This window comes from Bradyrhizobium sp. MI1.7 (assembly GCF_055811795.1).
In genome coordinates, this window is the sequence record NZ_JBVVPO010000079.1 from 1 (window position 1) to 19,743 (window position 19,743).

The window sequence follows — 19,743 nt, forward strand, 5'->3', positions numbered from 1 at the left end:
GCCGCGACTGCCTGGTTCGCGCCCTTGCCGCCAGGAAAATACAGCACCTGCCGGCCGGCGACGGTCTCGCCGACTTTGGGGTGGCGATCGGCGGTCGCCACCACATCCATGTTGATGCTGCCGGCGATAAAGACGCGCCCCATGATATGCCCTTACAAAACCCTAGACCCTGACTTCGAACTCGTGCCTGACTTTGGCGATGTCCACAAGGGTCGGCAGCCCGGCCTCGTTGCCGAGGCGCTGGATCTTGAAGGTCGAGGCGGCGCGGGCAAAATCAAAGTGTTCGCGCCAGCTTTTGCCGGGATGGGCGAGGTAGGAATAGACATAGGCGCCGTGGAAGACGTCGCCGGCGCCGTTGGTGTCGATCACGCGCTCGCGCGGGATCGGCATCGCCGGCATGACCTCGACCGCACCCGTCTCATTGTACCAGAGCAGGCCCTTCTCACCCATGGTGACGCCGCCGATCTTGCAGCCGCGGCTCTTGAGGTAGTCGAGCATCTTCTCGGGCGTCAGGTCCATCTGCTCACACAGGCGTTCGGCGACGATGGCGACGTCGATGAATGCGAGCAGCTCATGCGTGTTGGTGCGCAGGCCGCCGCCGTCGAGCGAGGTCAGGATTCCGGCCTCGCGGCAGACCTTTGCATAGTGGATCGCGGCATCGGGCTGATGGCCGTCGATGTGCAGGGCGCGACAGCCACCGAGATTGAGCATCGGGAACGGATGGATGTGCTCGTCATCGCGGCAGCGGACGATGGCGCGCTTACCGTCCTTGGGCATGATGAAGGACAGCGAGGACTGGTTCACCTTCCGCCCGTGCAGCGAGATCGCGTATTTCGCGCACATGTCCTGGAACATCCGCCCCAGCCAGTCATTGGCCGCCGTGGCGATGAGGTCGGGCACGATGCCGAGCTTGGCGCAGCAGAACGCCGCCGTCACCGCGTTGCCGCCGAAGGAGACCGCGTAGTCCGTTGCCACGTGCTTTTCGTCGCCGGTCGGCATGTGGTCGGTGATGAAGACGACGTCGATATAGGTCTGACCGATAAAGAGAGCCTGCATTGGTTGTCCGTGATGCGCTGGGTGGTCCCGGCCGGCGAGCTTACTCTAACACCGGTTCCGCTCTGGGGACGCTGAAATTATTCGCAAATCTGCCGCCCGAGCGCTTGAGGTCGGCATGGGGCCGGAATACGACCATCACCGGTCCATGCCAAGCCCGGACAAACGCCGTCCTTCGGAATGGTTCCAGGTCGATCAAGGGGGGGAATGATGATCACCGGCCTCGATCACGTCGTCGCCCTAGTGAGGGATATCGGTGCGGCCAAGGCGGCGTATCAGACGCTGCTCGGGCGCGCGCCGGCCTGGCAGAATTCCGGCGAGGGCGCCGACCGCGTGCTGTTCACGCTTGCGAACATGACGATCGAGCTGATGGCGCCGAGCGGCTTTAACGTCGCGGCGGACCGGATCCGCGCGCTGCTCGACGACCGCGAGGGCGTGCTCGCCAGCCTGTGCTTTCGTGTCGCAGACATGAGCAAGATGCACCGGCGGCTGGAGCGGGTGGCCTTGAGGCCTGATCCGGTCGCCGAGGTCGAAAGCAGCGACGTCGCGAGCGGCGCGGTCCTGCACTGGAAACGCACGCGTGCCGCAACCGAATTGACGCGCGACGTGCGCATGTTCTTCCTCGAGCTCGCCGAGGAGCGGCCGCTGTCGGCTGCGACCGACATCGCGCCGATCGATGGGCTCGACCACGTCGTGGTCACCACCGAGGATTCCGACCGCGCCGCTGCACTCTATGGCGCGCGGCTCGGCCTTGATCTCGCACTGGACCGCTCGCACCAGGATTGGGGTCAGCTGATGTTCTTCCGCTGCGGCGACCTCATCGTCGAAGTGGTGCGCCGCCCCGTGGCGGGTGGGGATTCCCTGCATGACCGTCTCTGGGGCCTGAGCTGGCGGGTCGCCGACATCGACGCCACGCGCGCCCGCCTGATCGCCGCCGGCCTCGACGTCACCGAGGTGCGCAACGGCCGCAAGCCGGGCACGCGGATCATGACGGTCAGGAACGGCACCTGCGGCATCCAGACGGTGCTGCTGGAGCGTTCGCCGAAGCCGGCGGAGTAAGGGGCCGTACTCTTCCCGCGTCGTTGTGCGGATGCGACGAAGACTCCCGTAGGGTGGGCAAAGCGGAGCGTGCCCACGTCTTTGCCCAATTGATGAGAAGACGTGGGCACGGCGCAAATGCGCCTTTGCCCACCCTACGAAGCTGCGTCCGGGGCACGAGATCGTTCTCAAACGCCCGCCCGCGTGTTACACGCGTCATGACAGCACCCAGCGAGCAACCGGTTTGGCGAAGGCAAAGCGAACTCTGAAATGGCAGCGCGACCCCGAGGGGATGCGGCTGCGCATTCTCGAAGCCGCCAAGCAGGAGTTTTCGGCGCACGGGCTCGCGGGCGCGCGTGTCGACCGCATCGCGGCGAAGGCCGGCGCCAACAAGCGCATGCTCTACTATCACGTCGGCAACAAGGACGAGCTCTATCTCGCGGTGCTTGAAGGCGCCTATGACAAGATCCGCAGCGAGGAGCGGGGGCTGGATCTCGAGCATCTCGATCCGCCCGAAGCGATACGGCGGCTGATCGAGTTCACCTGGAACTACTTCCTGCGCAACCCGGAATTCCTGTCGCTGCTCCAGACCGAGAACCTCGCGCGCGCAAAGCACCTCAAGCGCTCGACCAAGGTCAAGTCGATGCACTCGCCCTTCGTCGAGATGATCCGCACCGTGGTGCTGCGCGGCGTCGACAGCGGCGATTTCCAGGTCGCGGTCGATCCGGTGCAGCTCTACATCTCGATCGCGGGGCTCTGCTTCTTCTATCTCTCTAATTCGGCCACGTTGAGCGTGATCTTCGGCCGCGATCTGCTGGCCAAGGACGCCAAGGACGAGAGGCTTTCGCACATGGTCGGCCTCGTGCTGGCCGCGCTGACGGGCCGATCGACCGCGCTGTTCGAGATCGCCAAGGCGCCGAAGTCGCGCAGCGCCGTGGCGCAGACGGTTTAGCGGCCTAGTCCGCGCGTTGGTGGACTAATCGTCCGTCGTTTCCTCAATCTCCGCCGTCATTGCCCGCGAAGGCGGGCAATCCAGTATTCCAGAGACGGTTGAGATTGAACCGAGAAGCCGCGGCGTACTCCCCCGCCTTCGCGGGGAATGACACCGAAGGTGAGGCGGTCTCGTGCCCCGGACGTAGCGCAGCAGCGCGTCCGGGACACGAGAGGAGGCCAGGAACCGGCACAAAACGTCACAGGGAAAGCTCTGGACAGTATTTATCCAACGAGTTAATTTCTCCCCCGAACGAAGAAGAATGCCGGGAGTGAGACGTGGCTGAGTTGAAGCCGCAAGGTGCGGTATCCAAGATGCTGAATGCGGCCTGGGTCCGGCCGTTTTTGTTCCTGGTCTTCATCGTCGTCGCCTGGGATCTTGTGATCCGCCTGTTCAGGATCCCCGCCTATCAGATCCCGGCGCCGGCCGACGTCGTCGCGGTGCTGCGCACCGAATGGCCGGAATTGCTGCGCCAGTCCTGGCCGACCACCTATGCCACCGTCTGCGGCTTCCTGCTGTCGGCGCTGTTCGGCATCCCCGTTGCGATGCTGATCGCGGGGTCGAAGACAGTGGAGAGCTATGTCTATCCGCTGCTGGTGTTCTCGCAATCCGTGCCGAAGATCGCGATCGCGCCGCTGTTCGTGGTGTGGTTTGGCTTCGGCATCATTCCCAAAGTGATTTCCGCCTTCCTGCTCGGCTTCTTCCCGGTGGTGGTCTCCGCCGTGCAGGGCTTCAAGTCGGTCGACCCTGACATGGTCGATCTCGCGCGCGCCATGCAGGGCAGCCGGTTCCGGGTTTTCCTCGCGGTGAACCTGCCGCATGCGCTGCCGGCGATCTTCTCAGGCCTCAAAGTGTCGGTGACGCTGGCCGTGGTCGGCGCTGTCGTCGGCGAATTCGTCGGCTCCAATTCCGGCATCGGCTACGTGATGCAGCGCTCGATCGGCACGTTCGACCTGCCGACGATGTTCGCAGCGCTCGTGATCCTGGCGCTGCTCGGCGTGATCCTGTTCTGGATCGTGGACCGGATCGAGAAGCTGGTCATTCCCTGGCATGTCAGCCAGCGCGAAGACGTGATTTTCGCCTCGTAACAAAAACTAAGGCAACGAACGGCCATCAACGGCCGACGCAACAAGGGCAAGGGAGAGAAACGATGAAGCGGTGGATAGGAGCTGTCTCGGCTGCGCTGATGGTGTTTGCGACGATGCCCGCGCAGGCCGCCGACAAGGTCGTGCTGATGCTGAACTGGTACGTCTATGGCGAGCACGCGCCGTTCTATTACGGCAAGGCCAAGGGCATCTATGCGGCCGAGGGCATCGACCTCGAGATCCAGGAAGGCCGCGGCTCGGCTGCGACCACGCAGGCCGTGGCCGCCAAGACCGCCGATTTCGGCTATGTCGACGTCCCCACCATGATGCGCGCCGCAATCAAGGGCGCACCTGTCGTCGCGACCGGCGTGCTGCTCCAGACCAGCCCGATGTCGGCCATGGGCTTCGTCGACAAGAACATCAGGAAGCCTGAGGACATCAAGGGCAAGACGGTGGCGATCACACCGGCCGATTCCATGACCCAGATCTGGCCGCTGTTCCTGAAGAAGACCGGCCTGAAGGAGAGCGATTTCCAGACGGTCGCCGGCGACGGCCAGACCAAGCTCAATGCCGTCATCAACGGCCAGGCTGATCTGCTGCTCGGCTACGTCATGGACCAGTCGATGAAGATCAAGGACGCTACCGGAAAGGACGTGTTCCCGATCAAGTTCGCCGACTACGGCATCAACATGGTCTCCTCCGGCATCATCGCCAACGCCGACTATGTGAAGGCCAATGCCGACCTCGTCCGCCGCTTCATGTCGGCGACGACCAAGGCGGTCGAAGCCGCCGAGAAGGAGCCGAAGGCGGCTGCGCAATCGATCCTCGATGCCAACCCCAAGGGCGGCAAGATCGACACCCTGACGCAGGGCTTTGAGCTGACCATTCCGCTCTACCGGACCGCGGAGACCAAGAGCAAGCGGCCGTTCCAGGTCACCGACCAGAACATGACGGACTCCGTCAATCTGATGGTCGAATATGGCGGACTGGATGCCAAGGCCAAGGAGAACCCGAAGGCCTTCTACACCAACGATTATCTGCCGAAGAGCGGATCGTGAAGCAAGCCGCAGTCGTGAGCGAAATCGTGCAGCAGGCCGCGCATCTGAGACTGGTGAGCGACCGGGCTGCCGGCGATGCGTCGGGCATCAAACTTTCCGGCGTGTCGAAGACCTACCGGACGCGCGACGGCGACGTGCCGTCGCTGCGTCCGCTCGATTTCCACATCAACGACGGCGAATTCTTCGTCGTGGTCGGCCCAAGCGGTTGCGGCAAGTCCACGCTGCTCAAGCTGATCTCGGGGTTGCTGCCGCCGACGTCAGGCGAGGTCCTGGTCGAGGGTGAGAAGGTCACGAAGCCGCACGGCAATGTCGGCATCGTGTTCCAGAACGCGCTGCTGCTGCCCTGGCGCAACATCCTCGCGAACGTGATGCTGCCGATCGACATGAAGCGGCTGCCACGACAACACTATCTCGATCGCGCCAAGGCGCTGCTGAAGCTGGTCGGCCTCGAAGGTTTCGAGAAGAAGCTACCCTGGCAGCTCTCGGGCGGCATGCAGCAGCGAACCTCGATCTGCCGTGCGCTGGTGCACGATCCCAAGATCATGCTGATGGACGAGCCGTTCGGCGCGCTCGACGCGTTGACGCGCGAGCGCATGAATGTCGAGTTGATGCGGATCCAGCGCGAGACCAGGAAGACGGTGCTCCTGATCACGCATTCGATTCCCGAGGCCGTGTTCCTCGCCGACCGCGTGCTGGTCATGACCGAGCGGCCCGGCGCGATCGCTGCGATTTACGACGTGCCGCTGCCGCGCCCGCGTTCGCTCGATGTGATGGCCGATCCTGTCTTCACCGAGCTCGTGCAACGCATCCGCAAGCATTTCTTCTCGCAAGGTTCGCTGGATTGAAGTCATGGCGCCGCGCCTGAAGCTGCGAGACATCGCGTTCTTTGAACGTCCCGTGCATTTTGCGCGGCCGTTCCGCTTTGGCGCGATCACCATCAACGCGACGCCGCAGCTGTTCGTGCGGGTCGAGATCGAGGTCGAGGGCAGGGGGAGCGCGGTCGGTGCCAGCGCCGAGCTGCTGGTGCCAAAATGGTTCGACAAGCGGCCGGAGCTGTCGCCGGCGCAGACGGTCGACGGCCTGCGGCGTTCGCTGGAGATTGCGCGGGGCCTTTATCTTGCGCGGACTGGATTCTTGACGGCGTTCGATCTGCATGCCTCGTGCATCGGTGCCCAGATCGCGACTTGCGCGAAAAAGAATATTCCGGCGCTTGCGGCGGCTTATGGCCCCGCGGAAATCGACAAGGCGATCCTCGACGCACTGCTGCGTGGGGTTGAAACCAACTTTTTCGACGGCATGGTTGGCAACGTCGCGGGCATCGATGCGCGACTTTCTCCTGACCTGAAGGAAACGGATATCGCGCAGTTTCTCGCGGGCCGAAAGCCGCTGCCGCGCGTTGCCATCAGGCACACCGTGGGCCTCGACGATACCGTCGAAGGTGAGGGCGGTGTTGCCGATGCACGCGAGAACGCCGGTGCCAATTACTTCAAGCTGAAGCTATCAGGGGATTTCGCGGCTGATGCGGCTCGGTTGACGCGTATTGGCAAGGAGCTCGATACGCTGGGGCGTGACTACAAGGTGACGCTTGACGCCAACGAACAGTATGCCGATCTCTCCGCACTGCATGCGCTGACCGACCGGCTCGACCACGATGCAGCGCTGCGGTCGATCGCGTCACGGCTGCTCTATGTCGAACAGCCGATGCCGCGCGATATCACGCGGCAGTCGCCGCTCGGCTCGCTCGCCGCGCACGGCTTCATCATCGACGAGGCCGACGATTCCTACGATGCGTTCCCGGCGGCGCGCGCGCTCGGCTATTGCGGCATTTCCTCGAAATCCTGCAAGGGCCTCTACAAGTCCATCGTCAATGCGACCCGCGCAGCGAAATGGAGCACGGACGGCGCGCGGTTCTTCGTGACGGGTGAGGACCTGACCTGCCAGGCAGGTCTCGCCGTGCAGCAGGATCTCGCGCTCGGTGCGTTCATCGGCGTTACCCATGCCGAGCGCAACGGCCATCACTATGTCGACGGTTTTGGCGAGACGCCTGCCGCCGAAGCGCAGGCCTTCGCGGCCGCGCATCCCGATCTCTACGCCGACGCCGGGCAGGGCATCCGGCTCTCCATTCACAACGGCGATCTCCTGACGGGATCGCTGACCGCAACGGGCTTTGCGACATCGGTCCATCCGGACTGGTCGGCGCTCCGTCCGCTCGAACAGCCAAAATCACTTCAGGAGCAATTGGCATGACCACCCAACGCCTCGGCCTCATCATGAACGGCGTCACCGGCCGCATGGGGCTCAACCAGCATCTCATCCGTTCGATCGTCGCGATCCGCGAGCAGGGCGGCGTTCGGCTGAAGAACGGCGACCGCGTGATGCCCGATCCGATCCTGGTCGGCCGCAGCGCCGACAAGGTCGAAGCCCTCGCCAAGCGCTACAACATCACGCGCTGGACCACCGACCTCGATGCGGCGCTCGCCGACAAGAACGACATCATGTTCTTCGACGCAGCGACCACGCAGGCCCGCCCCGGCCTGCTGACCCAGGCGATCAATGCCGGCAAGCACGTCTATTGCGAGAAGCCGATTGCGACGAATTTCGAGGAGGCGCTCGAGGTCGTTAAGCTCGCCAACGCAAAGGGCGTCAAGCATGGCACGGTGCAAGACAAGCTGTTTCTGCCCGGCCTGAAGAAGATCGCCTTCCTGCGTGACTCCGGCTTCTTCGGCCGCATCCTCTCGGTGCGCGGCGAATTCGGCTATTGGGTGTTCGAAGGCGGTTGGCAGGAGGCGCAGCGACCGTCCTGGAACTACCGCGACGAGGACGGCGGCGGCATCATCCTCGACATGGTCTGCCACTGGCGCTACGTGCTCGACAATCTCTTCGGCAACGTCCAGAGCGTGGTCTGCATCGGCAACACCGACATCCCCGAGCGTTTTGACGAGCAGGGCAAGAAATACAAGGCGACCGCGGATGATTCCGCCTACGCGACCTTCCAGCTCGAGGGCGGCGTCATCGCCCACATCAACATGTCCTGGGTGACGCGCGTCTATCGCGACGACCTCGTCACCTTCCAGGTCGACGGCACACACGGTTCGGCGGTCGCGGGCCTGTCGGATTGCATGATCCAGGCGCGGCAGGCAACGCCCCGGCCGGTGTGGAATCCCGACGAGAAGCGGCTGCACGACTTCTACGGCGACTGGCAGAAGCTGCCTGACAACGTCACCTACGACAACGGCTTCAAGGAGCAGTGGGAGATGTTCATCCGCCACGTCTACGAGGACGCGCCCTACAAGTTCACACTGCTCGAAGGCGTCAAGGGCGTGCAGCTCGCTGAATGCGCGCTGAAGAGCTGGAAGGAGCGGCGCTGGATCGACGTCGCCCCGATCAAGGCCTGAGGAGGGACACATGAACAAGCCCGTCCAGCCGATGTCGTCGTTGTCCCTGAAACTGCCGAAGGCCGATCGCTCGATCGAGACCTATCGGCTCGCGGCCTCGCGCACGTTCCCCGCAAAACTCGAAGGCCCTTTGAACCGCATCGCGTTCTCGGCCGTGCACACGGTCGTCGATCCCTTTGCGGACAACGATCCCTGGCTCTCCGCCGCTGTCGACTGGGACAAGACCATCGCCTTCCGCGAGCACGTCTGGGACCTCGGCCTCGGCGTCGCCGAAGCCATGGACACCGCGCAACGCGGGATGGGGTTGGACTGGCCGACTTCGCTGGAGCTGATCACCCGCTCGGTCGGTGCCGCCAAGCGGCGCAATGCGCTGGTGTTCTCCGGCGCAGGTACGGATCATCTTGCGGTCGAGGATGCCAAGAGCCTCGACGACGTCATTCGCGCCTATGAGGAGCAGCTCTCGGCCGTCGAGAAGGTCGGCGGCCGCATCATCCTGATGGCGTCGCGTGCTCTCGCAAAACTCGGCCGCAGCGCCGACGATTACGCCAAGGTCTACAACCGCGTGCTGTCGCAGGTCCGCGAGCCCGTGATCATCCACTGGCTCGGTGACATGTTCGATCCGGCGTTGACGGATTATTGGGGCACCAAGGATTTGGACAAGGCGATGGACGTTGCGGTGGCCATCATTAACAACAACGCCGCCAAGGTCGATGGCGTCAAGGTCTCACTGCTCGACAAGCAGCGCGAGATCGACATGCGCCGCCGCCTCGACAAGCGCATCAAGATGTATACCGGCGATGACTTCAATTACGCGGAGCTGATCGCCGGCGATAGCCAAGGCTTTTCGCACGCACTGCTCGGCATCTTCGATGCCATCGCGCCTGCAGCGTCCTACGCGCTGTCGCGGCTCGCGGCTGGCGACGAGGCCGGCTTCCACGACGTGCTGGGGCCGACGGTGCCGCTGTCGCGCCACATCTTCAAGGCGCCGACGCGCTTCTACAAGACCGGCGTCGTCTTCATGGCGTATCTGAACGGCCATCAGGACCACTTCACCATGGTCGGGGGCCAGGAGAGCGCGCGCTCGATGCTGCATCTGGCCGAGCTGTTCCGGCTGGCCGATCAGGCCGGCCTGCTCGCCAATCCTGAAATGGCGATGCGGCGGATGAAGACCGTGCTGGCCTCGCACGGACTGGAAGACTGATGCGCGATTTCTCGTCCGACCATCGCTGGCTGTCGCTGAACACGGCGACGGTCCGCAAGCAGGGTGACCTCGTCGAGATCATCGAGGCCTGTGCAAGGCATGGCATCCGCGCCATCGACCCCTGGCGTGATCAGGTCGCTGCCGTCGGTCTCGATCGTACCGCGCGCGCGGTGCGTGAGGCCGGGCTCGATCTCTCAGGCTATTGCCGCGGCGGCATGTTCACTTCGGACGCATCGCGCCGGGGGGAAGTGCGCGACGACAATCGCCGCTGCGTGGATGAGGCCAAGGCGCTGGGCGCGCCCTGCATCGTTCTCGTCGTTGGCGGCCTGCCGCAATATTCGCGGCCGGGCAGCGAGGCGTCGAAGGATATCGCGGGAGCGCGCGGGCAGGTCGAGGAAGCGCTTGCCGACATGCTCGTCTACGCCAAACAGGCAAAACTGCCGCTGGCGATCGAGCCGCTCCATCCGGCCTATGCAGCCGACCGCGCTTGCGTGAACACGACGAAACAGGCGCTCGACATCTGCGATCGGCTCGACCCCGGCCGCAGCGGCATGCTTGGCGTCGCGCTCGACGTCTACCACATCTGGTGGGATCCGGAGCTGATGGCCCAGATCGCGCGCGCCGGCAAGGATCGCCTGCTCGCGTTCCATGTCTGCGACTGGCTGGTGCCGACCAGGGACATCCTCAACGACCGCGGCATGATGGGCGACGGCGTCATCGACATCCAATCGGCGCGCGCCGCGGTCGAGGCGCAGGGGTTTGCCGGCTATTCGGAGATCGAGATCTTCTCCAACGACTGGTGGAGCAAGCCGATGGACGACGTGCTGCGCACGTGCATTACGCGGCACAGGACGGTGGTCTAGCCCCCACGCGCGCTGTCCTCACGGGCTTGCGACTTGTTGCCGCGTGTTGAAGCGCGCCTTCCGCTTGACGGCACCGAAGCGGCGGGCTCGCTCAGCGAGCCGGTTGGAGTACCACCAACGAGAGGTGGACAGCCGTCAGCTTTCAGGCAGAATGATATCATCCCGATGCCGCAGCCTCGCCACGGTCTGCGCCAGATCGGATGCGGTAATGAGTGGCATCAACGATCGGCAGGCACGGCGGATGTACCCACGCCTGATGATCTTGGATGGCCCCGACGCGCAATCGTCGGGGCCATTGTTGTGATCGGCGTGCCGAAGGGCCCCGGCGTGATCCAGCCCCGGCCCGTTCTATTGCGGCGATAAGGAAAGACCGCCCGAAGGCGGTCTTGCAGTCCAATGTGCCGGGCCAAAATAGTTTCGGGATCAAACCTTGTCCGGCCCGGTCTGATCGCCAGCTAACCACTATCGCGGGAAGGCCGCTGACAATTAAGATTTCGGTCCTGAAATGAATGCACCTGCGACTTGGGAACCCGTCGTTCGACGCGAGTCTTGTTGCGCGCCTGCGTACAGCGCTGGCCGAAGGGGCTGCGGCGCTGAGAGCTCGACTAGCTCTCAGGGCTGGAGCTGCTCACGTCGGTGAAAAGTCAGACGATTGCGCTATCATCGATTGACCGTCAAACACCGGACTATCACTCGTCAATTCAATCTGCGAAATTGTGACAACATAAATGCGCTTGTAAACAAGCTGGCGCGAAGGGAGGTTCGCAGTGGAGGCAGTGGAGAGAGTGCAGCGCTTGCGTGCGATGGGTTCGCTGTGCCGCCAACAGGCCGCGTACAACAGCATGAACAAATGGAAGCTGCTCGCAGAAGCAGAATACTGGGACCACCTGGCCGATCTTGAGTTGTCTGCTCACTCCCAGCAATGCAACGCCATCAGCTCGGATGAGAAAGAGCGGCCTCAAGCGATCCCAACCGCGAATGACGCTGGACCGAAGACGATTTCCGTCGCGTGAGGTCAAGACGAGGCGGTTGTTTGCATTCCGTGCCACCGCACTTCTCACGGAGAGAAGCGGCTGTGGAGCAGGGCGATGACGGCGCCCCGCGTCGTTCGGCCGCTGCTCGCATTGCAACGAGAGAATGCGACGCCGCCGTCACGGGCCTGCGAGCTGTTGCAGCGTGTTGAAGCGCGCCTTCTGCTCGCTGCTCAGCGTGGCATAGAACTCGTCCAGGGCGGGCTCGACCAGCTTGGCGGCCTGAAGCATGGCTTCGAGCCGGTGCTGCATCGCCTCCAGTCGTCCAACCGGCGTCAGCGGTACATCGTTCGGACAGGCCGCCTGTAGGCCCTCAACGCCCTTCGCCGTCGCCTCGCCGAGGCGGTCGAGCGCTTCCTTCTGCTTGCCCGCGGGGTGAAGCACAGCCTCGATCCTCTGGATCGGCAACTGGGTCAGGCCGGACTTCGGATCACCGCAGCCTTCGGCACTGGCTTCCTGGGCACTGGCTTGCTGCTGCCGAGGCGAGCGGTCGCCGATGTTGGGGCCGAGCGCGTTGAAGCGGGCCTGCTGCTCGTCACTGAGCGAGTTGTAAAAAGTCTCCAGTGCCGGTCGCACGATCTTGACAGCATCCAGTGTCGCGCTGACGCGGTTCATCATCGCCCGCAAGCGGCCAGGCGGCGTCAGTGCATAAGTCTCCGCACAGGAGTCCTTGAACACACCGGCGGCGTTGGCCGCCGCGGTCTTCAACGCGTTGAGCAGCGCGCGTTGCTCCGCCGTCGGCCGCACCGCCCGCGTGATATCGTCAAGCGGCCAAGCGGTGACGCCCTTGTCCGGTGTGCCGCATAATTGCTGCAGCGTTTGCGGGCTCGCGCTGGCGCGCTGGCGCGCGCGGGTGCCGCCGCCGGCTTGCGGATAGTCATTCGGGTTGGTGCTGGCATAGGCGGAATAGGGGCTGTCATCGCCCCAGAACACGGTGTCGACGAAGTCGTCATACGCGTACGCCCAATAGCCGGGCTCGTAGGCATAGGACCAGAACGTGTAGTCAAAAATGTCGGAATAGGCGTAGGGCCAGAACACGGGCCCAAGCCATGCCACGAACACCGCGGGATGGCGGTGTCGCCAGGCCTGCCGGGGAGCCCAGCCGCTGTGGCGGGTGACGAGGGCCGCCTGGGTTTGCGCAGTCGCCCGCTCGCGGAAGTGCGCGGCAAACCGCCCGCGCGCGGCGACAGCCGCTGCGGCTGTTGCAGCGGGGGCCTGCGGTCCCAGCCTCTGCTGGCGCGACAGATCGATTTGCTGCGCCCGTTGCTCGTGCTGCAGCAGACGGTTCTGCGCCTGCAGTGCGCGTTCTTGTGCGCGTTGTGCGCGTGCGCCTTCAGGTTTTTGCGACTGCAAGGTCTGCACACGTTGCTGGAGGCGATCGATGCGGGTCTGGCGCTCCGTGGTCTGGCGCGACAGCATCTCGCGCTGTCGCTGCTCGACGTGCTGCTCACGCTGTTGGACGCGCTGCTCGCGCTCCAGCAGCCTATTCTGCGACTGCAGCAACCGCTGCTGCTCGCGTTGCGCTCTTGCGCCTTCCGGCTTTTGCGACTGCAATGTCTGCACACGCTGCTGCAAATGGTCGATGCGGCCCTGGCGTTCCGAGGCTTGGCGCGACAGCGTCTCGCGCGGCTGTTCCCGCCGCTCGCTCACGGTCGGCGGCGCGCTGGGGTGTGAGGGGGCGGCAATATGCGGCGTCGGCGGCGGTGCCATCGCCGGACGTTGCGGTGCTGCCGGAGCGCGGTGGAATTCAGGTCGCGGTGCCGCCACGAGCGGGGCAGCTCGCTGCGGCGGTGCCGCGAAGTGCGGGGCCGGGCGCGGCGGCGGGGAGGCCATGCGAGGCGCCGGATTCGGCGCCATGGCCGGCCGCTGCGGCATGGGTGGGGGATGAAATGCCGGCGCGGCAGGACGCGCCATCGCAGGTGGCGCCGCCGGTCGGGCCATCGCGGGCGGCGCTGCCGGTCGGGCAGCCGCTCCCGGTGGTCCACCCCGATGGTCCTGGGCGGACGCTCCGACGCTCGCCGCGAGCATCGAGGCACCGACCAAAAACGCCGAAAGGCACACGGCACGCGGAAGCATGATCGCAACTCCACGCTCGTCCCAGTCGCCCGGAACCGTTCAACGCGCAGGCGGCGAAATCGTTCGTTGTTGACTGTCAGCGGCCTTGCGGTCTTCCGACGCAGGCAGACCTCAGGCGAAATCCTGCGTCAGGGCGGCAGCGATTCTCTCCAAGGCCCAATCAACCTGGTCACTGGTAATCACCAGCGGCGGGGCGAAGCGGATCGTGTGCTCGTGGGTATCCTTGGCGAGGATGCCTTCGGTCTGCAGAGCCTCACAGTAGCGGCGTGCACGGCCGGCTTCAGGATTGAGCTCGACCGCCAGCATCAGGCCTCGTCCGCGCACGTCGCGCACGGTGTTGGCGCGGATGCTTCTGAGGCCTTTCAGGAAGCGTTCACCTTGCACCGCAGCGTTCTCGATCATCCCTTCCTCGACGAGAACGCGGAGCGCCGCGCGCGCCACCGCGCAGGCGAGGGGATTGCCACCGAATGTTGAGCCATGCTGACCTGGTTTCAGCGTGCCGAGGACCTCGTTGTTGGAAAGCACGGCCGAGACGGGATAGAAACCGCCGGACAAAGCTTTGCCAAGCAGCGTCACATCCGCCTCGATGCCCTCGTGCTGTTCCGCAAGCAGCTTGCCGGTGCGGCCGAGTCCGGTCTGGATCTCGTCGAGGATCAGCATCACGTCGTGCGCCGTGCAGAGCTCGCGCACCCCCGTGAAATAGCCTGCCGGTGGAATGATGACGCCGGCTTCGCCCTGGATGGGTTCGACCAGGAAGGCGACGGTGTTCGGCGTGATGGCGTCTTTCAGCGCGGCGAGATCGCCGAAGGGGATGATTTTGAAGCCCGGCGCAAAGGGGCCGAAATGTTCGCGCGTGGCCGCGTCGGTCGAGAAACCGACGATACCGAGGGTGCGTCCATGGAAATTGTTGGCGCAGACGATGATCTCGGCTTGCCCGTCGGGCACCCCCTTCACCTCATAGCCCCATTTACGCACGGACTTGATCGCGCTCTCAACGGCTTCGGCTCCGCTATTCATCGGCAGCACCTTGTGAGAGCCGGTGAGTTCCGCGATCTCCTCGTAGAAGAGAGCGAGCTGGTCGTTGTGGAATGCACGCGAGGTCAGGGTCAATCGGCCGGCCTGCTCGACCATGGCGGCCAGGATTTTCGGGTGGCAATGGCCCTGGTTGACCGCCGAATAGGCGGAGAGGCAATCCAGATATCGGTTGCCCTGGGTGTCCCAAACGAAGACGCCTTCGCCGCGCGACAGGACAACGCCAAGCGGCTCATAATTGCGGGCGCCGAAGCGCTCCTCCCTCGAGATGAAATCAGCGACTGGCGGACTACTCATTCGTCACTCCAGCTCACGTGTCTTGCGCATTCTAACAGATCTAATGCGTGGCTCGTTCGAAATGATGCGCGCGGGCCTCAACCTATGGAGCAGGGCACGCTCAGGAAGCCGCGGAACCGCACCCGTCCGCCCCGCACCGGACGGCCGCTCACGGCATAATTCGGGAAGCGCGCCAGGAAGCGCGAGATCGCAATCGCGCCTTCGAGCCGCGCCAGCGCCATGCCGGCGCATTGATGTGCGCCGGTGGCGAAGGCGAGATGCCGGTTCGGCGTGCGCGCGATGTCGAAGCGTTCGGGCTCCGGAAACTGGGCGGGATCGCGGTTGGCCGCCCCGATGCACAGCGTCACCGACGTGCCGGCGTCGAGCATGACGCCGCCGAGCTCGATCTTCTCTGTCGTCATGCGGTTGCCGAGCTGGTTCGAGCTCTCGTAGCGCAGCATCTCCTCGACGGCAGTCTTGATCATGTCGGAGTTTTCGATCAGCCGCTGCTTCTGGTCCGGATTCCGGTGCAGCGCGACGAGGCCGTTGCCGATCAGATTGGTGGTGGTCTCGTGCCCGGCATTGAGCAGGAAGATGCAGTTGTGCAGCAGCTCCTTCTCGGTCAGCCGCTCGCCGTTCTCCTCGCCGTTGCCTTCTCCCTGGATCAGGCGCGTCAGCACGTCACGCTCGGGATTGCCGGGCTTTTGGCGCCTGCGCGCGACCAGGGTTTCGAGATAGGTGAGGAAGTCCTTCACCGCCTTGTTGCCGCGCGCAGCCACTTCGGGCGACACCACGGGCTCGAGCGCACCGAGGATCGCCAGTGACCAGTCGCGCAGCGGCTCGCGTTCGTCGTGGGGAACGTCGAGCAGATTGCCGATCACTTCGATGGGGATCGACGCGGCGAAGTCGTCGATCAGCTCGCAAGTCCCCTTGGCGGCGATGGCATCGAGCAGGCCGTCGACCAGCTTGACGATATCAGGCTCCATCCCCGCGATCGCGCGCGGCGACAGCGCGCCCATGATCAGGCGGCGCACGCGGGTGTGGGCGGGCGGGTCGTTGAAGACGAGGCTCGTGGTGTGGTGCTCGTAAAGCGGGGTGTCGCCGTATTTCGGCGCGAACTCGCGCTTCTTGTCCGAACTGAACGACTTTGTGTTCTTGTAGGTGGTGACGAGATCGTCATAGCGGGTCAGGAACACAGTGCCGTTGGGAAGGCGCTTGACCGGCTCGTTGTCCCGCAGTGCACGATAAGTCGGGTAGGGATCGTCGTAGAATTCGGGTGTCAGCTTCTCCAGATCGAAATTGGCCGCCAGTTCTTTCGCACTTGCGTTCATCGCCGCCATACTCGCCGGTTGAGACCGATATGCTGTTTTCGCTCTTTCGAGCGGCTCGGCTCACCGTCTACAGTCGTGTCGTGATTTGCAAGCCGACCGGACAGGAAAATGCACGCCCGCGCTGACGCTGCCGACACGGCCCCGAATTGGCCCGACGATATTTTCGCGACATTGCAACGCTTCGACGTCCGGCAGGTGCCGTACGTGCCCGATGCCGGCCATTCGAAGCTGATCCAGCGCGTGCTGGCCTCATCCACGATGCGCGGCATTCCGCTGACGACGGAGGAGGAGGGCGTCGCGCTCCTGGCCGGGGCCTGGACGGGCGGACAACGTGGCGTGCTGCTGATGCAGTCGAGCGGGGTCGGCAATTGCATCAACATGCTGTCGCTGATCCCGATCCTGCGCTTTCCGTTCCTCACGCTCGTGACCATGCGCGGCGAGTGGGGCGAGTTCAATCCATGGCAGGTGCCGATGGGATCGACCACGCAGGGCGTGTTCGAACTCTCGGGCGTCCAGGTGCTGCGCGCGTCCAATGCGGCCGAGGTGCCGGCGGTGATGGAGGCAGCCGCAGCGCAGGCCTACAACGCGCTCACGCCCACCGCCGTCCTGCTGTCGCAGCGCCTGATCGGCGCGAAGGTTTTCACCAAATGAGCAAGGCCAACCTCCTCGACCGCCGCCAGGTGGTGTCCACCCTGCTTGCGAACCGCAAGGACGTCGTTGCGATCGGCGGCCTCGGGGCCTCCACCAACGACATGTGTGCCGCCGGCGACCACGCGCGCAACTTCTACCTCTGGGGCGGCATGGGCGGCGCGGCGATGATCGGGCTTGGCCTGGCGCTGGCGCAACCAAAACTGCCGGTGCTGGTCATCACCGGCGACGGCGAGATGCTGATGGGGATGGGGAGCCTTGCCACCATCGGCCTGCAGAAGCCGTCCAACCTCTCGATCGTGGTGCTCGACAACGAGGCCTATGGCGAGACCGGTGGCCAGACCAGCCACACCTCCGCGGCTGCCGACCTCGTCGGCGTCGCCAGGGCCTGCGGCATCGGGGACTCCCGCGCGATCTCGACCATGGCCGAGGTCGAGGCCTTCGCCAAAGCCGTCCACAACGTCTCGGCGGGGCCGCGATTTGCCAATGTGAAGATCGATAGCGCCAGCCTGGACCGGATTCTCCCAGTCCGGGACGGGACTTACATCGTCAACCGGATCCGTGGCGATCTCGGCTTCCAGCCGATCTAGCCCTGCTTGGCTCCGTCCTGAGCAACGTTCCCGGCCCTCCGGGCGGGGAAGTGTGGCCATTTTCCAACAAGTTTGTACCCACGTAGGTTGCGTCGCAGCATTCTGCTTGACTTTTGCGTGGGTGAGTGCTTACTCACTAACATGAGCTCACTGCGAATGACGAGCGACCTGAGGCGTCAATTGATCCTCGGTGCCGCAAAACGCTGCTTTGCCCGACACGGCTATACCGGCACCACGACCAAGAGCGTGGCGGCCGCCGCTGCCATTTCCGAGGCGCTGCTGTTCAAGCATTTTCCGTCCAAGGCGGCGCTCTACGCCGAAATCCTCAGCGACGAATGCGAAGCCGATCCGGCACTGATGGACCTGCTCGAACGGGAGCCCTCGACGGCCACGCTGGTCGAGTTGATCCGTGGCATGGTCCAGCATTTCCTCCACATCGCCGACGGGCCCGATCAGGAAGAGGCGCAGCGCCTGCGACTGATGGCCACCAGCCATCTGGATGACGGCGAATTCGCCCGTCTGCTATATGCCAAGATCGAGAAGCTGATCGGGGCGGTCTTCCTCGCCTCGCTCGAGCGTGCGGTTGCCAGCGGTGACGCGCGACCGTTCAGCGGCGATCCGCTCAACCTGTTCTGGTTCGCGCATCATTCGGTGATGATGGCTGCGCTGACCAGGCTGCCGGCCACGCCCTGCCTCGTCTACGGCAAGGCGAACGATCTGGAGCGGCAGCTCTGTGAGTTTCTCCTGAGGGGTATCGGACTTAACGACGCCGCAATTGCTTCGCATTTGGGCCGCGATCGGGCCGCGGATGCGGGCAAGACGGCGATTGCAGAAAGCGCATGACATGAACATCGTAACCGAACACAAGATTTCGGGCGAACCGATCGACACCAAGGCTCGCCGGCGTCCGGTTAGGCCAGTGCTGTGGTTCATCATCGTCGGCACGCTCCTGGGCGTGCTCGTTGGCGGCCTCGTCTGGTTCAATTACTTCCGCGGCCAGATGATCAAGCAGTTCTTCGCCAACAACAAGCCGCCGCCGACCGCGGTCAGCGCGGCCGAGGCGAAGTCCGAGGTGGTCCCGAACCTGCTCACCGCAGTCGGCGGCCTTGCCGCCGTGCACCAGGTCGACGTCAGCGCCGACGTCAATGGCCGCGTCACCGAGATCAAGTTCGAGCCGGGTACGCATGTCGATGCCGGCACGCCACTGGTGCAGTTCTTCGACATGCCGGAGCAGGGCGACCTCGCCAACTACAAGGCGCAGGCAACCGTCGCACAGCTCTCGCTCGACCGCGCCAAGCAGCTGGCATCGCGCCAGTTCGGCCCGCAGGCGACCGTCGATAACGCGCAGGCCGCCTACGATCAGGCGCTGGCCGGCATCGCCAAGACCGAGGCGGTGATCTCGCAGAAGCTGGTGCGTGCGCCGTTCTCCGGCGATCTCGGCGTCCGCAAGGTCGAAGTCGGCCAGTACCTGACGGCCGGCACGGCGATCGTCTCGCTGACCGATCTGTCGGAGCTGTGGGCCAACTTCACGGTGACCGAAAAGGACTCGGGCAACCTCAAGGTCGGCCAGCCGGTCCGGCTCAAGGTCGACGCCTACCCCGGCCGCACCTTCGATGCCAAGATCACCACGATCGAGCCGCAGGTCGCGGCCGACACCCGCAACATCCGCGTGCAGGCGACGGTCGCCAATCCGGAGAAGATCCTGAAGCCGGGCATGTTCGTGACCACGACGGTGGTGCTGCCGGCGAAGCCGGCCGTGATCACCGTGCCGGAAACGGCGGTCGATTACACGCTCTACGGCGACTCCGTGTTCGTGATCACCGAGAAGAAGGAAGAGGACGGCAAGACCAGCCTCTCCGCAGTGCGCACCTTCGTGCAGACCGGCAGCCGGGTCGACGGTCGCGTCGAAATCATCAAGGGCGTGAAGGTGGGCGACAAGGTCGTCGCCGTTGGCCAGCTCAAGCTGCAATCGGGCGCTCCGGTGTCGATTTCGACCGACCCGGCTCCGCAGATCCCGGCGCAGCCGCCGCGCTACTGATCAACACCATCCAAGTGATCCGGCTCGACCGGATCAC

Annotated in this window: 20 protein-coding genes; 15 read left to right on the forward strand and 5 right to left on the reverse strand. The window is 64.4% G+C overall.

Going from position 1 to position 19,743, the window contains the following annotated elements:
• A partial coding sequence (locus tag AC0L3X_RS40165; RefSeq protein WP_473317368.1) for a PfkB family carbohydrate kinase occupies positions 1 to 143 on the reverse strand: 143 nt, incomplete at its 3' end.
• Positions 144 to 162: 19 nt separating this feature from the next.
• Positions 163 to 1,056: a sugar kinase gene (locus AC0L3X_RS40170; protein ID WP_014496984.1), complete on the reverse strand. Its 894-nt coding sequence runs from the start codon at positions 1,054 to 1,056 to the stop codon at positions 163 to 165.
• A gap of 207 nt (positions 1,057 to 1,263) precedes the next feature.
• Between AC0L3X_RS40170 and AC0L3X_RS40175 the strand changes: the two genes are divergently transcribed.
• The 10 genes from AC0L3X_RS40175 (at position 1,264) to AC0L3X_RS40220 (ending at position 11,697) form a co-directional block, all read left to right on the forward strand.
• Positions 1,264 to 2,112: a VOC family protein gene (locus AC0L3X_RS40175; RefSeq protein WP_063986566.1), complete on the forward strand. Its 849-nt coding sequence runs from the start codon at positions 1,264 to 1,266 to the stop codon at positions 2,110 to 2,112.
• Positions 2,113 to 2,335: 223 nt separating this feature from the next.
• Complete coding sequence (locus tag AC0L3X_RS40180; protein WP_014496982.1) at positions 2,336 to 3,043, forward strand: TetR/AcrR family transcriptional regulator; 708 nt, start codon at positions 2,336 to 2,338, stop codon at positions 3,041 to 3,043.
• Positions 3,044 to 3,360: 317 nt separating this feature from the next.
• Positions 3,361 to 4,170 carry an ABC transporter permease gene (locus AC0L3X_RS40185; RefSeq protein ID WP_063984771.1) on the forward strand — a complete coding sequence of 270 codons (810 nt, stop codon included), beginning with the start codon at positions 3,361 to 3,363 and terminating at the stop codon, positions 4,168 to 4,170.
• Between the two features lie 62 nt (positions 4,171 to 4,232).
• Positions 4,233 to 5,225 carry an ABC transporter substrate-binding protein gene (locus AC0L3X_RS40190; protein ID WP_063984770.1) on the forward strand — a complete coding sequence of 331 codons (993 nt, stop codon included), beginning with the start codon at positions 4,233 to 4,235 and terminating at the stop codon, positions 5,223 to 5,225.
• Positions 5,222 to 6,070, forward strand: coding sequence for an ABC transporter ATP-binding protein (locus tag AC0L3X_RS40195; protein WP_231144403.1), 849 nt, complete (start codon positions 5,222 to 5,224; stop codon positions 6,068 to 6,070). Before AC0L3X_RS40190 ends, AC0L3X_RS40195 begins: the two co-directional genes overlap by 4 nt.
• Before the next feature lie 4 nt (positions 6,071 to 6,074).
• Positions 6,075 to 7,472, forward strand: coding sequence for a hypothetical protein (locus AC0L3X_RS40200; protein WP_063984769.1), 1,398 nt, complete (start codon positions 6,075 to 6,077; stop codon positions 7,470 to 7,472).
• Positions 7,469 to 8,620, forward strand: coding sequence for a Gfo/Idh/MocA family protein (locus tag AC0L3X_RS40205; protein ID WP_063984768.1), 1,152 nt, complete (start codon positions 7,469 to 7,471; stop codon positions 8,618 to 8,620). The genes AC0L3X_RS40200 and AC0L3X_RS40205 overlap by 4 nt, the downstream gene beginning before the upstream one ends.
• A 10-nt stretch (positions 8,621 to 8,630) precedes the next feature.
• Positions 8,631 to 9,821, forward strand: coding sequence for a dihydrodipicolinate synthase family protein (locus tag AC0L3X_RS40210; RefSeq protein WP_063984767.1), 1,191 nt, complete (start codon positions 8,631 to 8,633; stop codon positions 9,819 to 9,821).
• The gene (locus tag AC0L3X_RS40215) at positions 9,821 to 10,684 is read left to right on the forward strand and encodes a sugar phosphate isomerase/epimerase family protein (RefSeq protein WP_063984766.1); all 864 of its coding nucleotides are present in this window, start codon (positions 9,821 to 9,823) and stop codon (positions 10,682 to 10,684) included. The genes AC0L3X_RS40210 and AC0L3X_RS40215 overlap by 1 nt, the downstream gene beginning before the upstream one ends.
• Positions 10,685 to 11,451: 767 nt before the next feature.
• A complete protein-coding gene (locus AC0L3X_RS40220; RefSeq protein WP_310473371.1) occupies positions 11,452 to 11,697 on the forward strand; it encodes a hypothetical protein in 246 nt (81 codons plus the stop codon).
• Positions 11,698 to 11,835: 138 nt separating this feature from the next.
• Here the strand turns inward: AC0L3X_RS40220 and AC0L3X_RS40225 are convergent, their stop codons facing one another.
• Positions 11,836 to 12,753 carry a Spy/CpxP family protein refolding chaperone gene (locus AC0L3X_RS40225; RefSeq protein WP_283018527.1) on the reverse strand — a complete coding sequence of 306 codons (918 nt, stop codon included), beginning with the start codon at positions 12,751 to 12,753 and terminating at the stop codon, positions 11,836 to 11,838.
• A gap of 69 nt (positions 12,754 to 12,822) precedes the next feature.
• On the opposite strand from AC0L3X_RS40225, the gene AC0L3X_RS40230 reads away from it, so the two are divergent.
• Positions 12,823 to 13,389, forward strand: coding sequence for a hypothetical protein (locus tag AC0L3X_RS40230; protein ID WP_245328462.1), 567 nt, complete (start codon positions 12,823 to 12,825; stop codon positions 13,387 to 13,389).
• 513 nt (positions 13,390 to 13,902) lie between these two features.
• Here the strand turns inward: AC0L3X_RS40230 and rocD are convergent.
• Both rocD and AC0L3X_RS40240 read right to left on the reverse strand, forming a co-directional pair.
• Entirely contained in the window at positions 13,903 to 15,120 is a 1,218-nt protein-coding gene (rocD, locus tag AC0L3X_RS40235; RefSeq protein WP_063984764.1) for an ornithine--oxo-acid transaminase, read from the reverse strand.
• Positions 15,121 to 15,197: 77 nt separating this feature from the next.
• Entirely contained in the window at positions 15,198 to 16,430 is a 1,233-nt protein-coding gene (locus AC0L3X_RS40240) for a cytochrome P450 (RefSeq protein ID WP_063986564.1), read from the reverse strand.
• Between the two features lie 108 nt (positions 16,431 to 16,538).
• On the opposite strand from AC0L3X_RS40240, the gene AC0L3X_RS40245 reads away from it, so the two are divergent.
• The 4 genes from AC0L3X_RS40245 (at position 16,539) to AC0L3X_RS40260 (ending at position 19,706) form a co-directional block, all read left to right on the forward strand.
• Entirely contained in the window at positions 16,539 to 17,081 is a 543-nt protein-coding gene (locus AC0L3X_RS40245; protein WP_063984763.1) for a phosphonopyruvate decarboxylase, read from the forward strand.
• Positions 17,078 to 17,668 (forward strand): thiamine pyrophosphate-dependent enzyme, encoded by a 591-nt coding sequence (locus tag AC0L3X_RS40250; protein WP_063984762.1) that lies wholly within the window; start codon positions 17,078 to 17,080, stop codon positions 17,666 to 17,668. The genes AC0L3X_RS40245 and AC0L3X_RS40250 overlap by 4 nt, the downstream gene beginning before the upstream one ends.
• 141 nt (positions 17,669 to 17,809) lie before the next feature.
• On the forward strand, positions 17,810 to 18,511 hold the full coding sequence (locus AC0L3X_RS40255) for a TetR/AcrR family transcriptional regulator (protein ID WP_084795235.1): 702 nt from the start codon (positions 17,810 to 17,812) through the stop codon (positions 18,509 to 18,511).
• Between the two features lies 1 nt (position 18,512).
• Positions 18,513 to 19,706, forward strand: coding sequence for an efflux RND transporter periplasmic adaptor subunit (locus tag AC0L3X_RS40260; protein ID WP_231144405.1), 1,194 nt, complete (start codon positions 18,513 to 18,515; stop codon positions 19,704 to 19,706).
• Positions 19,707 to 19,743 lie beyond the last annotated feature (37 nt).